Here is a 15,756-nt window from a genome sequence, read left to right as displayed (position 1 = left end):
GGTGGATAAGCACCGCCCCATCCGACATAATCGGTCAGGTGGTTATCGACACGCTTTTGATTTGTGCATATAGCCACTGGCCGGGCTTGATGACCAACTCGTCTCGCGCCCAGGGGCTGATGCGCGCCCAAAGCGTTCTGCCACCGACTTCCAGTTGCACTTCTACCTGCCCTTCGTCATCAAAGCACTGCGCGACTTTCGCACGCAGCACGTTGCGGATGCTGCTGTTCACCGGCGGCTGCAGGATCAGCGAGACATCTGAAGCCTGAATGCGAATGCGCAGCGGCGCCTGTAGCGGTTTATCCAGCTTGTTCACCCAAAGATGCTGGTCGCCCAGCGCCAGCGCCGTCATGGCGTAATGCGGATGATGCTCCAGCACTGTGACTTTCAGCACGCTGCTTTGCTGCTCTTTGGGTAGCCACGGATGCATAACGCTGCTGCCCCACACCTCTTCGAGATTGCCAAAGGCCTTAACCTCGCCGCCATCCAGCACCAGCACTTTGTCCGCAAGGTGCAGAATTTCTTCCAGCGAGTGGCTGACATACAGCATGGGAATATTAATTTCCCGCGCGAGGCGTTGCAGATAAGGCAGCAATTCGCGCTTGCGGGGGATATCAAGCGAGGCCAGCGGTTCATCCAGCAGCAGCAATTCTGGTGACGTCAGCAGCGCGCGCCCAATCGCCACACGCTGTTTTTCGCCGCCGGACAGGCTCCAGGGGAAGCGTTCCAGTAAATCCTCTATGCCAAGCAGCGCCACAAGTTTGTCGAACTGTCCCGCAGCGTTTCGCGACATGCCATATTTAAGATTGCCGCGCACGCGATAATGCGGGAAAAGGCGAGCATCCTGGAATACGTAACCAATACGTCGTTTTTCCGGCGCCAGGAAATAGCGGCTCCCGGTATCGCTCAATACACGATTATTCAGGACGATCTTTCCCTGCTCCGGCCGCGTCAACCCGCTGATAGCGTTTATCAACGACGTTTTACCCGCGCCGGAAACGCCGAATACGGCCGTAATGCCCATGCCCGGCAAAGTTTCGTTAATTGTCAGACGATGGTCACCGAGCGTCTGGATAAAATTGAGTTCAAGCATTACATCGCCCCTATCCGTTTACGGCTCTGTCGGGCAAGCCACTCGGCCACCAGCAATGAAACCAGCGCCAGGACGATGGAAATGACACACAGTCGGGCTGCCGCGTTTTCGCCGCCGGGGGTTTGAATCAGGGTATACATGGCGGAAGGAATGGTGCGCGTCTCGCCTGGAATATTGGAAACGAAAGTAATAGTCGCGCCAAATTCACCCAGCGAGCGGGCAAACGCCAGCACCGTTCCGGCGATAATTCCCGGTAAAGTGAGGGGCAAGGTAATGGTGCAAAAAACTCTCCAGCGCCCGGCACCAAGCGTGCGCGCGGCCTGCTCAAGCTTCATATCCACACCCTCCAGCGCGAGACGAATCGCTCGCACCATTAGCGGGAAGGACATGACCGCAGCCGCCAGTACCGCGCCGCGCCAGCTAAACGCGAAGGTGATGCCAAACACATCATAAATCCACGCGCCGATAAAACCGCGTCGTCCCATAGCGATTAACAATAGATAGCCAACCACAACGGGCGGCAGCACAAGGGGAAGATGGATAATACTGTCGAGCAAGGCTTTGCCCGGGAAGCGGCATCGCACCAGCACCCAGGCAAAGAAAATCCCAAAAGGAAGGCTAAACAGCACCGCAAGGGTGGAGACTTTCAGGCTCAGCAATACCGCCTGCCATTCGGGATCGGTCAATATCATTATTTGGTCGTAAATCCGTAACGTTGGAAGATAGCTGCCGCTTCCGGTCCTTTCAGATAGCCATAGAACGCGGTAACGGTTGGGTTATCGTGGCCTTTTACAATCGCAATAGGGTATTCCACTTTTTTGTGGGAGTCTTCCGGGAAGGTGCCGACGACTTTCACACCTTTGCTGGCTACGGCGTCGGAGCCGTAAACAATACCCAGCGGCGCCTCGTCTCGCTCAACCAGCGCCAGTGCGCCGCGCACGTCTTCAGCCGGTGCAAGTTTTGGGGATAAGGTTTCCCATGCGCCCAGCTTTTGCAGCGCTTCTTTGGCGTAAATCCCTGCCGGTACATGGTCAGGATCGCCCACGGCCAGGCGCCCGCCTTTAAGCAACGCTGTCCAGTCGGTTTTGGCGTTAATGTTGATATCGCCCTGCTGGCTGGCTTTTGGCGCAACCACTACCAGGCTATTACCCAGCAGCGTTTCGCGCGTATCCGTTTTAATTGCGTCTTTACTTACCGCGTAATCCATCCATTTTTGATCGGCAGAAATAAATAAATCCGCCGGAGCACCCGCTTCGATTTGACGCGCCAGGGTGGAAGAGGAGGCAAAAGAAGACGCCACTTCGACGTTTTTGCCTTTTTGATACTGCGTGGCGATATCCTGCATCGCATTGGTTAACGATGCCGCAGCAAATACGGTAATTTTGCTGTTATCGGCAAATGCCTGGCCTGCCAGAGCGACGCTCAATGCTGCGCCAAATGCGAGACGTACCCACTGCTTAGTCATATTATTACTCCACTGAGTTTCGTTATGTACGCCGTAATATAACGATACTGAACAGGAATATACAGATCTTATCGGCAGAAAGAGAAAGGGCTTTAAAAAGAATCGACTGGGGATGCGGACGCAGAGGGGCGATAAAGCCGAAAATCAAACGCCCGCGGTTGCGGGCGTCTGGAAATCAATGGTGTTGCTTTGGCTGGTCGCGGTGACCGACTTTTGAGAAGACGTTAAAGACTTCACCCAATCCGTAGATCAGACCGAGGATCACTGCCATCACTACCGGCACCATGATCACGGCAAATGCCAAACTTTTCAATAACTCTAACATGATTGCCTCAGGTGAAAAGTAAGAGCGGCTATTCTAACCATCCGACAGAAAAACGCACTGTCCTTTTGTGCCATTTGCCCAGGCCAGCGCAATAGAGGAAAATGACTTTTTTCCTTGTCCGGAGAAGGTATGCAGGCTGAAATATTACTCACGCTAAAGCTCCAGCAGCGGCTGTTCGCCGATCCACGTCGCATCGCGCTATTAAAACAAATACAACATACCGGCTCAATTAGCCAGGGCGCTAAGCTTGCGGGCATCAGTTATAAAAGCGCCTGGGACGCCATTAACGAAATGAACCAGCTTGCCAATGACACGCTCGTTGAGCGCGCAACCGGCGGCAAAGGCGGCGGCGGCGCGCTGGTTACCCGTTACGGTGAACGCCTGATTCAGCTTTATGAATTGCTCGCGCAAATCCAGCAGAAAGCATTTGACGTGCTGCGCGATGACAATCTGCCGCTCGACAGCCTGCTGGCGGCGATTTCCCGCTTCTCTTTGCAAACCAGCGCACGCAACCAGCTTTTCGGTACGGTACTCCATCGCGATAGCGAGCAGGTTCAGCAGCATGTTGATATTTTGCTCGCTGACGGTTCAACGCGTCTGCACGCGGCAATCACGCGTCAGAGCGCGGAGCGTTTAAACCTTAGCGCAGGTAAAGAAGTGCTGGTGCTAATCAAAGCGCCATGGGTGGAAATCACCACGGATGAAAGTCAGGCAAGCCACGCGGATAACCGTCTGCCGGGCGCCGTGCAAAGTATTCAACAGGGTGCTGAACAAAGCGAAGTGCTGGTCCATCTCCCGGACGGGCAAACGCTGTGCGCTACCGTGCCAAACAGCGTAGTGGAACATCAGCGTCTGGCAGAAGGCTCTGAGGTCGTAGCATTTTTTAATGCTGACCGCGTGATTATCGCCACTCTGTGCTAAATGGCCGTGGCGAATTGACAAGCGCGCAGACAATCCGTAATTCTGGGGTTATCACTGCAAAAAATGGGATAACACATGTCTGCGTTGCATATTTCGCAAGGCGTTTTTCGCCTTAGCGACACACAAACCCTCATCCTCAATGATTTAACTCTTCGCGCAGGTGAAAGCTGGGCGTTTGTCGGCGCAAACGGCAGCGGAAAATCGTCTCTTGCACGCGCGCTGGCAGGCTCTTTACCATTGCTCAAAGGTGAGCGCGTCTGCTCATTCCCGCGCATTGCGCATCTTTCTTTTGAACAGCTACAAAAGCTGGTGAGCGATGAATGGCAGCGCAATAACACCGATTTGCTTAGCCCTGACGAAGACGATACCGGGCGTACCACCGCAGAAATTATCCAGGATGAACTGAAAGATCCGGAGCGCTGCGAAAAGCTGGCGACGCTGTTTGGTATTCAACATCTGCTGGCCCGCCGCTTTAAATACCTTTCTACCGGCGAGACGCGTAAGACGCTGCTTTGCCAGGCGCTGATGCCAAAGCCTGATTTACTGATACTCGACGAACCGTTTGACGGGCTGGATGTGAAATCCCGTGAACAGCTTGCAGGTTTATTGGGCGAACTTGCCTCGCATGGCTACACGCTTGTGCTGGTGCTAAATCGTTTTGATGAAATTCCTGATTTTGTTCAGCATGCGGGCGTACTGGCCGATTGCACGCTGATTGAAACCGGCGAAAAGCAAAAGCTTCTTGAGCAAGCATTAATCGCGCAGCTTGCGCACAGCGAGAAGCTTGCGGGCGTAGCGCTGCCGGAAGCTGACGATCCGAGCGCCCGCTATACGCTGCCGGAAGGCGAACCACGCATTATTTTACGTAATGGCGTGGTGGAATATAACGATCGCCCTATTCTGCATAACCTTTCCTGGACCGTGAACCCCGGCGAACACTGGCAAATTATCGGCCCGAACGGCGCCGGGAAATCAACGCTGCTAAGTCTGATAACGGGCGATCATCCGCAGGGCTACAGCAACGATTTAACGCTATTTGGCCGCCGCCGCGGCAGCGGTGAAACCATCTGGGATATTAAAAAGCATATCGGCTATGTAAGCAGCAGCCTGCACCTGGAATACCGCGTCAGCACCTCGGTACGTAACGTTATTCTCTCGGGATTTTTTGATTCAATCGGCATTTATCAGGCCGTGTCTGACCGCCAGCACAAGCTCACCCGCCAGTGGTTGAACATGCTCGGCATGGACAACGCCACCGCCGACGCACCTTTCCACAGCCTGTCCTGGGGCCAACAGCGGCTGGCGCTGATCGCCCGCGCGTTGGTTAAGCACCCCACTTTATTAATTCTTGATGAACCGCTTCAGGGGCTTGATCCGCTTAACCGCCAACTGGTGCGCCGTTTCGTGGATATTTTGATTGGCGAAGGTGAAACCCAACTGCTGTTTGTTTCCCACCATGCTGAAGATGCGCCGGAATGTATTACGAAGCGATTGAGTTTTGTGGCCGATGGCGATGTTTATCGCTATGAATTTGCAGATTTGCCCCCACGTTAAGCTCGCGTCAATGCGGCGCATATATCTGCGCCGCTTTTCTCACCGCTACTTTCAGACAACCCGCAAAATCATTCATGCTTGCACTTGTTTTATAATCACTTTTTGCTGAAGAAAAATCTGAGCGATAATCAGTGTAAACGATTCCACTAATTTATCCCATGTCACACTTTTCGCATCTCTGTTATGCTATGTTTAATACATACCATAGCCGTAATGGAGCGAAAAATGAGAGTTCTGGTAACAGGTGGTAGCGGTTACATTGGTAGTCATACCTGCGTGCAGCTACTGCAAAATGGCCACGACGTTGTCATTCTGGATAATCTGTGTAACAGCAAACGCAGCGTGCTGCCGGTAATTGAACGTCTCGGCGGGAAACATCCGCTGTTTATTGACGGCGATATCCGCGACGAAGGTCTGCTGGCTGAAATTTTCCATGACTATCAGATTGACGCGGTCATTCACTTCGCCGGACTTAAAGCCGTGGGCGAATCGGTTAACAAGCCGCTGGAATATTACGACAACAATGTGACCGGTACGCTACGCCTGATTTCCGCGATGCGCGCGGCCAATGTGACCAACTTTATCTTCAGCTCTTCGGCCACCGTTTACGGCGATCAGCCGCAAATCCCTTATGTAGAAAGCTTCCCGACCGGCACGCCTGCAAGCCCTTACGGCCGCAGCAAGCTGATGGTCGAGCAGATTCTGGCCGATTTGCAAAAAGCGCAGCCAAACTGGAGCGTTGCGCTACTGCGTTACTTCAACCCGGTCGGCGCTCATCCGTCAGGCGATATGGGGGAAGACCCGCAGGGTATTCCAAATAATCTGATGCCGTATATCGCCCAGGTCGCCGTCGGGCGCCGCGATTCGTTGGCCGTATTTGGCAACGACTACCCAACCGAAGACGGCACCGGCGTGCGCGATTACATTCACGTTATGGATTTGGCCGACGGCCACGTTGCCGCAATGCAAACGCTACAGGGCAAACCTGGCGTGCATATTTACAACCTCGGCGCAGGCATCGGCAGCAGCGTGCTGGACGTGATTAACGCCTTCAGCAAAGCCTGCGGCAAGCCGGTGAATTATCACTTCGCGCCGCGCCGTGATGGCGATCTGCCCGCTTACTGGGCCGATGCCACCAAAGCAGATAAAGAACTCAACTGGCGTGTCAGCCGTACGCTGCAGGAAATGGCAGACGATACCTGGCGCTGGCAGTCCCGCCATCCTCAAGGCTATCCGGATTAAGGAAATGTGATGGAGCAGTTTAACCCGGTGGATCATCCACATCGCCGTTATAACCCACTGACGGGTCAATGGATTCTGGTTTCTCCGCATCGCGCTAAGCGCCCATGGCAGGGCGCCCAGGAAACTCCGTCGCAGGAAACGCTTCCGGCACACGATCCGGACTGTTTCTTATGCCCAGGCAATACTCGCGTCACCGGCGATAAGAATCCGCAATATACCGGTACGTTTGTTTTTACTAACGATTTTGCCGCGCTGATGACGGACACGCCTGATGCGCCAGCAAGCGGCGATCCTTTGATGCGTTGCGAAAGCGCGCGCGGTACGAGCCGTGTGATCTGTTTTTCTCCGGATCACAGCAAAACGCTGCCGCAGCTTTCACTTCCCGCTCTTGAAGAAGTGGTGAAAACCTGGCAGGAGCAGACAGCCGATCTCGGCAAAACTTATCCCTGGGTGCAGGTGTTTGAGAACAAAGGCGCCGCAATGGGCTGTTCCAATCCGCATCCGCACGGCCAGGTTTGGGCAAACAGTTTTCTGCCAAACGAAGTGGCGCGTGAAGACGTGCTGCAACGCGAATATTTTGCGCAGCATGGCACGCCTATGCTGGCCGATTACGCTCAGCGCGAGCTAAAAGACGGTAGTCGTACCGTGGTGGAAACCGAGCACTGGCTGGCTGTCGTACCGTACTGGGCCGCCTGGCCGTTTGAAACGCTGCTGCTGCCAAAAGAGCATGTGCTGCGTATCACCAGTCTGAGCGCAGAACAAAGCAGCGATTTGGCGCTGGCGCTGAAAAAACTGACCAGCCGCTACGACAATCTTTTCCAGTGCTCCTTCCCTTATTCCATGGGTTGGCACGGCGCGCCGTTTAACGGTGAGCAAAACGATCACTGGCAGTTGCATGCCCACTTCTATCCGCCGCTGCTGCGTAGTGCTACGGTCCGTAAATTTATGGTCGGCTATGAAATGCTGGCTGAAACCCAACGTGATTTAACCGCAGAGCAAGCCGCAGAACGCTTGCGTGCCGTTTCCGACGTACACTTTCGCCAACCGGGAGTTTAAAAATGAGTCTGAAAGATAAAACCCAACAAATCTTCGCTGATAGCTTTGGCTACCCTGCTGCGCTGACCATTCAGGCTCCGGGTCGCGTTAACCTGATTGGCGAACACACGGACTATAACGACGGTTTCGTGCTGCCCTGCGCAATTGATTATCAGACGGTGATTAGCTGTGCTAAACGCGATGATCGTGTGGTGCGCGTCATCGCCGCTGACTATGACAATCAGAGCGACCAATTTTCTCTGGATAAGCCCATCCTCAATCACGACACGCAGCAATGGTCGAACTATGTGCGCGGCGTGGTGAAGCATCTGCAAAATCGCGATAAGAATTTTGGCGGTGCGGATCTGGTGATTAGCGGAGACGTGCCGCAGGGCGCCGGGCTTAGCTCATCGGCTTCTCTGGAGGTTGCGGTCGGTAAGGTGTTCCAGCAGCTTTATCATCTGCCTTTGGACGGCGCGCAGCTCGCGCTCAATGGCCAGGAAGCTGAAAACCAGTTTGTAGGCTGTAACTGCGGCATCATGGATCAGTTGATTTCCGCGCTGGGCAAAAAAGATCACGCATTGCTGATCGACTGCCGCTCGCTTGGCACCAAAGCCGTTTCTATGCCGAAGGGCGTGGCGGTGGTGATCATCAACAGTAATTTCAAACGCACGCTGGTAGGTAGCGAGTACAACACTCGTCGTCAGCAATGTGAAACCGGCGCTCGCTTCTTTACTCAAAAAGCCCTGCGCGATGTTGAACTGGAAAAATTCAACGCCGTGGCCCATGAGCTTGATCCGGTCGTTGCCAAACGCGTGCGCCACGTGCTGACGGAAAATATTCGTACCGTTGAAGCCGCTGACGCACTGGCGAAAGGCGACCTGCTGCGTATGGGTCAGCTAATGGCCGAATCCCACGCTTCTATGCGCGATGACTTCGAAATTACCGTCCCGCAGATTGATACCCTGGTTGAGATCGTCAAAGAAACGATTGGCGATAAAGGCGGCGTGCGCATGACCGGCGGCGGCTTCGGCGGCTGCATCGTGGCGCTTATCCCTGAAGAGCTGGTGCCTGCCGTTGAGAAAGCGGTGGCTGAACAGTACGAAGCGAAAACCGGTATTAAAGAAACGTTTTATGTCTGTAAACCTTCCGAGGGGGCTGGACAATGCTAAAAGAGACGCCTCAACTCGCCCCGGACGGGCAGCCGTACCGCATTTCCACTCTGCGCAACAGCGCAGGGATGGTCGTGACGATGATGGACTGGGGCGCAACCCTGCTCTCGTGCCGCGTACCGATGAAAGACGGTACGGTGCGCGAAACGCTGCTTGGCTGCGCGACCCCGGAAGACTATCTCAACCAGTCGGCCTATCTGGGCGCAACGGTTGGCCGTTATGCGAACCGCATCGCAAACAGCACGTTCGCGCGCGACGGTGAAATAATTAATGTCACCGCGAATCAGGGCGAGCATCAATTACACGGCGGGCCGGAAGGGTTCGACAAACGCCGCTGGCGCATCGTGCGCCAGAACGAGCAGGAAGTGCTTTATACGCTCGATTCTGCGGATGGCGATCAGGGCTTCCCGGGAAACTTTCGCGCTACGGCTCGTTATTCGCTCACTGAGGATAACCGTATCGCTATTGAATTCCGTGCAAAAGTGGATAAACCGTGTCCGGTGAACCTCACTAACCACGCCTACTTCAATCTTGACGGCGCGCAAAACGATGTGCGTCAGCATCAATTGCAGCTTTTTGCCGATAGCTATTTGCCGGTGGATAGCAACGGCATTCCGCAGGCAGGGCTTAAAAATGTCGAAGGCACCAGCTTTGATTTTCGCAATCCCAAAACCATCGCTGATGATTTCCTGAGCGATGAAGATCAGGTGCTGGTGAAAGGCTACGATCACGCGTTCCTGCTGCAGGCTAAGGGCGATGTAAGCCAACCAGCAGCCCGCGTCTGGTCTGGCGATAATCAGTTACAGATGACGGTTTATACCTCCGCCCCCGCGCTGCAGTTCTACAGCGGTAATTATCTGGAGGGCACGCCGGCTCGCGAACAGGGTACTTATGCGGCGTACCAGGGCCTGGCGCTGGAAAGCGAGTTTTTGCCTGACAGCCCAAATCATCCAGAATGGCCGCAGCCGGATTGCTGGTTACAGCCGGGCGATGAGTATCTGAGCGTGACCGAATATCAGTTTATTACGCAGTGATAATTTTGCCCTCCTCTGCGGAGGGCAATTCTTATCCTCATCGCTGAATATCCCACCAAAAGCAGACAAAAAATAACGCCAGATTCACATCCACCTTACACTTCGCGCTCTTTTTCGCTATGTTAAACGTTTAGATTGCCGCAGGTCGTCCCTCGGCAATATAATGATAATCGTTATCATTAATCGCAGGCTTATTAAGGAGTAAACTATGGCTGTTACTAAGCTGGTACTGGTTCGTCACGGCGAAAGCCAGTGGAACAACGAAAACCGTTTCACCGGTTGGTATGACGTTGACCTGTCTGAGAAAGGTAAAACTGAAGCGAAAGCGGCAGGTCAGTTGTTGAAAGACGAAGGCTACTCCTTCGATTTTGCTTATACTTCCGTGCTGAAACGTGCCATCCACACGCTGTGGAACATTCTCGACGAACTGGATCAGGCCTGGCTGCCGGTTGAAAAATCCTGGAAACTGAACGAACGTCACTACGGCGCGCTGCAGGGTCTGAACAAAGCTGAAACCGCAGAAAAATACGGTGATGAGCAGGTTAAACAATGGCGTCGTGGCTTTGCTGTGACGCCACCAGAGCTGACTCGTGATGACGAGCGCTTCCCGGGCCACGACCCGCGTTATGCCTCACTAAGCGATAAAGAGCTGCCAACCACTGAGAGCCTGGCGCTGACTATCGATCGCGTTATCCCTTACTGGAACGAAACCATTCTGCCACGCATGAAAAGCGGCGAGCGCGTGATCGTTGCGGCGCACGGTAACTCCCTGCGTGCGCTGGTAAAATTCCTTGATAACCTGAGCGAAGAAGAAATCCTTGAACTCAATATCCCAACCGGCGTGCCGTTGGTGTATGAATTTGATGAAAACTTCAAGCCGCTGAAACGCTACTACCTGGGCAACGCTGACGAAATCGCAGCTAAAGCCGCAGCAGTTGCGAACCAGGGTAAAGCGAAGTAAGTCGTATGATGTGAAAAAGGCGTGGAGCAATCCACGCCTTTTTTATTGCCTAAATCTTGCTTAACCGCGACGTGTTTTCACCGCTGCGGCCAACTGGCGCAGAACAGTTTCGGTGTCTTCCCAGCCAATGCAGGCATCGGTGACGCTTTTGCCATAGACCAGCGGTTCACCGCTCTCAAGGCTTTGATTCCCCTCCACCAGATGGCTTTCAATCATGACGCCGGTAATGGCTTTATCGCCATTCGCGATTTGCCGGCAAACGTCTGCGCCCACTTCCATCTGTTTTTTGAACTGCTTGCTGCTGTTAGCGTGGCTGAAATCAATCATCACCTGAGCAGGTAAGCCGGCTTTTGCCAGATCTTGTTTAACCTGCGCAACGTGAGCCGCACTGTAGTTTGGCTCTTTACCGCCGCGCAAAATAATATGGCAGTCGCCATTGCCGCTGGTGTTGACGATTGCAGAGTGGCCCCACTTGGTCACAGACAGGAAGCAGTGAGGTGCGCCCGCCGCGTTAATTGCGTCAATTGCGACTTTCATCGTGCCATCCGTGCCGTTTTTGAAACCAACCGGACAGGACAGGCCGGACGCCAGTTCGCGGTGCACCTGGGATTCCGTGGTGCGCGCACCGATTGCGCCCCAGCTCATCAGGTCCGCCAGGTATTGTGGCGTGATCATATCAAGGAACTCGCCCGCGGCTGGCAGGCCGGTGTCGTTGATATCGAGCAGCAGCTTACGAGCAATGCGCAGGCCGTCGTTAATCTGGTAGCTGCTGTCCATATGCGGATCGTTAATCAGCCCCTTCCATCCTACGGTGGTACGCGGTTTTTCAAAGTAAACCCGCATTACCACTTCAAGCTCGCCCTGCAGTTCTTCACGCAGCGCCAGCAGGCGCGCACCGTACTCTTTTGCGGCCTTGATATCGTGAATTGAGCATGGACCGATGACCACCAGAAGACGGTCGTCGTTGCCTTTAAGAATTTTGTGAATTGCCTTGCGAGCCTGGGAAACCGTCTGGGCCGCTTTTTCGGTAGCCGGGAATTTTTCGAGCAGCGCTACAGGAGGCAGGAGTTCGTTAATCTCTTTGATTCGTAAGTCGTCGTTCTGATAATTCATGATATATCCGGAAGGTTTTTACATTTTTGCCGAGTTGCAATCCCTTCAATCTATATCTTCATCGCTGAAGTGTAAACGGGCTTTTACACTTCGGGCGGATTATTCCTGGAGTTGAGCTTAAAAGCGCCAAAACATGGCAAAAAGTGAGATCGCAGCTACAATTTTTACTGTTAACGCTGAAAAATGTCAGTTTTCCAAAATTGTATCCTGATCACATTTCCATTGCCGATATTTTTTTCTGTTAAATCCGGTTCGATCAGCACAATTTTTGCACTGTTGGAAGAAAGTTATCCAGCAATAACGACCAGAACAGGAGCATAAAGATGAATAAATTAGCCATGCTTTTCCTCACAGCTACACTTTCTGCCGCAAGCGGCGCGGCTATGGCCGCTGACACACCGGCTGGCGGCGATAATAACGGTCAGGCTAATTCAAGCGCCGAAGCCGGGCAGATTGCGCCTGATGCACATCAAAACCTGGCGCCTAAAGGTACGGATGGCAGCGATGTCAATAATTCAGGCACCATGCTTCATCCAAACGATAAAGGCAACAGCGCTTCCGGAGAAGGGATGACTTCTGAAGACGTCCATAAAAACACCATGTGTAAGGACGGACGCTGCCCGGATATGAACAAGAAAGTTGAGACGGGGTCCGGTAACGACGTAGACACTAAAACAGACGGTACCTCACAGTAACCCGATGTTTAGTGAGAAGGAGAGCTTTGGCTCTCCTTTTTTATTTCAGTATTTTCCATAAGTTGAACAGCCTGGCGGTTATAATTAGCGGCATTGTTGTTTTTGCCTGCGGGAAATTATGGCTCACTCACATTCACATCAACATACCTCTCAGGATACCAACGCCAAAAGACTGCTATGGGCTTTTGCCATCACCGCATTATTTATGGTGGCGGAAGTCATTGGCGGCGTGCTCTCCGGCTCGCTCGCGCTGCTTGCCGATGCAGGGCATATGCTTACCGACGCCGCCGCGCTGCTCGTCGCATTAGTCGCCGTTAATTTCGCTCGTCGCCCTCCTAACGCCCGGCATACATTTGGCTGGCTGCGGTTAACGACCCTCGCCGCCTTTGTGAACGCTATCGCCCTGGTGGTCATTACCATACTTATCGTCTGGGAAGCCATACAACGCTTCTATCATCCACAGCCCGTGGCTGGCTGGGCGATGTTAATCATCGCTTTTGCTGGGTTGCTGGCAAATATTGCCTCGTTCTGGATATTGCATCGGGGCAGCGAAGAGAAGAATCTCAACGTTCGTGCGGCGGCGCTGCATGTGTTAGGCGATTTGCTCGGCTCGGTGGGCGCTATTATCGCGGCTCTGGTTATCTTGTGGACCGGCTGGACGCCTGTTGACCCGTTACTTTCCATACTGGTTTCCTGCCTTGTCCTGCGCAGCGCGTGGAATTTGCTTAAAGAAAGCGTCAATGAACTGCTTGAGGGAGCGCCGGGGGCTATTGATATTGAGGCGTTGAAGAGAAAGCTGTCGCGGAGCATTCCTGAAGTGCGGAACGTGCATCATGTGCATATCTGGCTGGTGGGCGAAAAACCTTTGCTGACATTACACGTGCAGGTGGTCCCACCCCACGATCATGACGCGCTGCTTGGGCGTATCCATCACTTTCTGGAACAGGAATATCAGATTGAACACGCAACGGTACAAATGGAATATCAACCCTGCAACGGGCCGAATTGCGATTTAAATGAGCATGACCATCAGAGCCATGCTCACCATCATCATTGATCAGGACAGCGCGCGAGATCCCCTCTCGCGTGCGCTTTTAATCCACATACGGCTACCGTTAAGCGCAATAAACGTCAAAATCAGGTACTCAAGCGACATCGCATAAACTCCCTGACGGGCGAAGATAACAACGCTGATTACGTTGATTACCACCCACAGCAGCCAGTTTTCCACATACTTCCGCGTCATCAGAATCATCGCCACGATGGAGAGCACCATCATGCAGGAATCCCAGAACGGGAAGGCGTCCGGCTGTAGCGCTGGCATGGCGACATTCAGGCCAAGCGCCTGCATTACGGAAACGGCAATGCGTGTCAGATAAGCAAATACGGGATCGATAAAGACGGTCATTAGCCCAATAGCGCCCACACAAACGGCAAGCCAGGCCAGAGCTTTCGGAAGCGGCAGCCAGCGTATGCGCAGCGCAGCCTCGTTACTGCTGGTCTGACGTGACCACGCGTACCAGCCATAAATATTGGCGGCAAAGAAAAACAACTGCAGCAGCAGGCTTGCGTACAACTGGATCTGGAAGAAGATAATGGCGAACAGCGTGACGTTGATTAATCCAAACGCGTAATTGCTGATTTTCTCAAGGCTTGCAAGCCAAATGCACAGCAGGCCCGCCAGCGTGCCTACTGCCTCGATCCATGATAAATCGTAGCCCCCGGCCCCAATCGGAATGTGGACCAGAATGTTTTGCGTGCTAAAAAAATCCATATTTTCCCCTGAGCGTAATGTCCTTACGCGTTGCCTTTTATCGAACGACGTAATTCAGCGGCAAAGTCTAGCATCCGGTTAAGCGGCACCAGAGCGCCTTCACGCAGCGCAGCGTCCACATGAATCTCGTGAGCCGCTCCGCCCTGCTCTAAGCCCTCAGCGATGGCTTTAAGGCCGTTCATCGCCATCCACGGACAATGAGCACAACTGCGACAGGTTGCCCCTTCACCTGCGGTCGGCGCTTCCAGCAGCTCTTTATCCGGACATGCCTGCTGCATTTTGTAAAATATTCCCCGGTCGGTTGCCACAATCAGTTGCTGATGAGGTAAGGTTTTCGCCGCGGCAATAAGCTGGCTGGTTGAACCGACGGCGTCAGCCATATCAACCACGGCCTGGGGCGATTCCGGGTGCACCAGCACTGCCGCACCAGGATATAAAGCTTTCATGCGCGCCAGCGCCTGGGTTTTAAATTCGTCATGCACAATACACGCGCCCTGCCAGCACAACACGTCCGCCCCGGTTTGTTTCTGGACGTAGCTGCCCAGATGACGATCTGGCGCCCAGATGATTTTTTCGCCCAGACTATCAAGATGTTCGATTAGCTCAACAGCTATGCTGGAGGTCACAACCCAGTCTGCGCGAGCTTTCACCGCCGCTGAAGTATTAGCATAGACCACGACCGTGCGATCGGGATGCTGGTCGCAGAAGGCCGTAAACTCATCTATTGGGCAGCCAAGATCCAGAGAACATTCAGCATTCAGGGTCGGCATCAGGATGGTTTTCTCAGGGCTGAGAATTTTAGCCGTTTCACCCATGAAGCGTACTCCGGCCACCAGCAGCGTGGAAGCTGGATGGTTTGCTCCAAAGCGCGCCATTTCTAGTGAGTCAGAAATACAGCCGCCGGTCTCTTCCGCCAGCGCCTGGATTTCGGGATCCGTGTAATAGTGCGCCACCATTACCGCGTTACGCTCTTTTAGCAAACGTTTAATTTTTTCGCGATAGAACTGCTTTTCGTTCACGCTTAGCGGCACCGGTTTCGGTGGGAAAGGATAAATGGCGGTTTCCGGATCGAACATGACGCTCATACTTGCAATCTCGTTTGGCTGACTTAACAAAATCGACGTAATTTCGCTGACAAAGGCCCAGGAATCACGCAGGTTGTTTTATATGCTAAACAAGATAACGAATAATGGGTGGATTGTCCTGGAAAATTTATTTATTCAGAAACGATAAAGGCGCCGTGGAGGCGCCTTTATCTGAAGATGGTGGGTCGTGCAGGATGATTCGGCCTCAGGCCTCACCCTTCGGGTCGTTGCTTTGCAACGCTGTTTCGCTTGCGCTCAACTCGAACCTGCAGCAGGTTCAAACCCTT

The 15,756-nt window shown here is 53.4% G+C and carries 16 protein-coding genes and 1 other RNA gene; 9 read left to right on the top strand and 8 right to left on the bottom strand.

Annotation, left to right across the window (positions count from 1 at the left end; translation table 11 throughout):
• Positions 1-34 precede the first annotated feature (34 nt).
• The 4 genes from modC to MUA00_RS00600 form a co-directional block, all read right to left on the bottom strand.
• Complete coding sequence (gene modC, locus MUA00_RS00615; RefSeq protein WP_271122195.1) at positions 35-1,093, bottom strand: molybdenum ABC transporter ATP-binding protein ModC; 1,059 nt, start codon at positions 1,091-1,093, stop codon at positions 35-37.
• On the bottom strand, positions 1,093-1,785 hold the full coding sequence (gene modB, locus MUA00_RS00610) for a molybdate ABC transporter permease subunit (RefSeq protein WP_271122196.1): 693 nt from the start codon (positions 1,783-1,785) through the stop codon (positions 1,093-1,095). Before modB ends, modC begins: the two co-directional genes overlap by 1 nt.
• Positions 1,785-2,558, bottom strand: coding sequence for a molybdate ABC transporter substrate-binding protein (gene modA / locus MUA00_RS00605; protein ID WP_271122197.1), 774 nt, complete (start codon positions 2,556-2,558; stop codon positions 1,785-1,787). Before modA ends, modB begins: the two co-directional genes overlap by 1 nt.
• 175 nt (positions 2,559-2,733) lie before the next feature.
• On the bottom strand, positions 2,734-2,883 hold the full coding sequence (locus MUA00_RS00600) for an AcrZ family multidrug efflux pump-associated protein (protein WP_271122198.1): 150 nt from the start codon (positions 2,881-2,883) through the stop codon (positions 2,734-2,736).
• Positions 2,884-3,012: 129 nt separating this feature from the next.
• Here MUA00_RS00600 and modE point away from each other — a divergent pair, with 129 nt between their 5' ends.
• The 7 genes from modE to gpmA all read left to right on the top strand — a co-directional run bounded on the left by modE (position 3,013) and on the right by gpmA (position 10,802).
• Positions 3,013-3,804: a molybdenum-dependent transcriptional regulator gene (gene modE, locus MUA00_RS00595; RefSeq protein ID WP_271122199.1), complete on the top strand. Its 792-nt coding sequence runs from the start codon at positions 3,013-3,015 to the stop codon at positions 3,802-3,804.
• 75 nt (positions 3,805-3,879) lie between these two features.
• Positions 3,880-5,358 carry a molybdate ABC transporter ATP-binding protein ModF gene (gene modF, locus MUA00_RS00590; protein ID WP_271122200.1) on the top strand — a complete coding sequence of 493 codons (1,479 nt, stop codon included), beginning with the start codon at positions 3,880-3,882 and terminating at the stop codon, positions 5,356-5,358.
• 225 nt (positions 5,359-5,583) lie between these two features.
• Positions 5,584-6,600, top strand: coding sequence for a UDP-glucose 4-epimerase GalE (gene galE / locus MUA00_RS00585; protein WP_271122201.1), 1,017 nt, complete (start codon positions 5,584-5,586; stop codon positions 6,598-6,600).
• A 9-nt stretch (positions 6,601-6,609) separates the two neighbouring features.
• Positions 6,610-7,656 carry a galactose-1-phosphate uridylyltransferase gene (gene galT, locus MUA00_RS00580; protein WP_271122202.1) on the top strand — a complete coding sequence of 349 codons (1,047 nt, stop codon included), beginning with the start codon at positions 6,610-6,612 and terminating at the stop codon, positions 7,654-7,656.
• 2 nt (positions 7,657-7,658) lie between these two features.
• Entirely contained in the window at positions 7,659-8,807 is a 1,149-nt protein-coding gene (gene galK / locus MUA00_RS00575) for a galactokinase (RefSeq protein ID WP_271122203.1), read from the top strand.
• Positions 8,801-9,841 carry a galactose-1-epimerase gene (gene galM / locus MUA00_RS00570; protein ID WP_271122204.1) on the top strand — a complete coding sequence of 347 codons (1,041 nt, stop codon included), beginning with the start codon at positions 8,801-8,803 and terminating at the stop codon, positions 9,839-9,841. Before galK ends, galM begins: the two co-directional genes overlap by 7 nt.
• Positions 9,842-10,049: 208 nt before the next feature.
• The gene (gene gpmA / locus MUA00_RS00565) at positions 10,050-10,802 is read left to right on the top strand and encodes a 2,3-diphosphoglycerate-dependent phosphoglycerate mutase (protein ID WP_271122205.1); all 753 of its coding nucleotides are present in this window, start codon (positions 10,050-10,052) and stop codon (positions 10,800-10,802) included.
• A gap of 60 nt (positions 10,803-10,862) precedes the next feature.
• Here gpmA and aroG read toward each other — a convergent pair whose 3' ends face one another.
• Complete coding sequence (gene aroG, locus MUA00_RS00560; protein ID WP_271122206.1) at positions 10,863-11,915, bottom strand: 3-deoxy-7-phosphoheptulonate synthase AroG; 1,053 nt, start codon at positions 11,913-11,915, stop codon at positions 10,863-10,865.
• A gap of 317 nt (positions 11,916-12,232) precedes the next feature.
• Here aroG and MUA00_RS00555 point away from each other — a divergent pair, with 317 nt between their 5' ends.
• Complete coding sequence (locus tag MUA00_RS00555) at positions 12,233-12,610, top strand: YbgS-like family protein (protein ID WP_271122214.1); 378 nt, start codon at positions 12,233-12,235, stop codon at positions 12,608-12,610.
• Between the two features lie 118 nt (positions 12,611-12,728).
• A complete protein-coding gene (gene zitB, locus MUA00_RS00550) occupies positions 12,729-13,667 on the top strand; it encodes a CDF family zinc transporter ZitB (protein WP_271122207.1) in 939 nt (312 codons plus the stop codon).
• On the opposite strand, the gene pnuC is transcribed toward zitB, so the two are convergent.
• The 3 genes from pnuC to MUA00_RS00535 all read right to left on the bottom strand — a co-directional run.
• A complete protein-coding gene (gene pnuC / locus MUA00_RS00545) occupies positions 13,668-14,384 on the bottom strand; it encodes a nicotinamide riboside transporter PnuC (protein ID WP_271122208.1) in 717 nt (238 codons plus the stop codon).
• Between the two features lie 23 nt (positions 14,385-14,407).
• Positions 14,408-15,469: a quinolinate synthase NadA gene (nadA, locus tag MUA00_RS00540; protein WP_271122209.1), complete on the bottom strand. Its 1,062-nt coding sequence runs from the start codon at positions 15,467-15,469 to the stop codon at positions 14,408-14,410.
• Positions 15,470-15,647: 178 nt separating this feature from the next.
• Positions 15,648-15,756: non-coding RNA, RtT sRNA (locus MUA00_RS00535), on the bottom strand; the annotation flags it as partial.

Source organism: Dryocola boscaweniae (assembly GCF_025215095.1).
Taxonomy (GTDB): Bacteria; Pseudomonadota; Gammaproteobacteria; order Enterobacterales; family Enterobacteriaceae; genus Dryocola; species Dryocola boscaweniae.
Note: the sequence above shows the minus strand (reverse complement) of the source record. Positions and strands in the feature narration are given on the sequence as shown.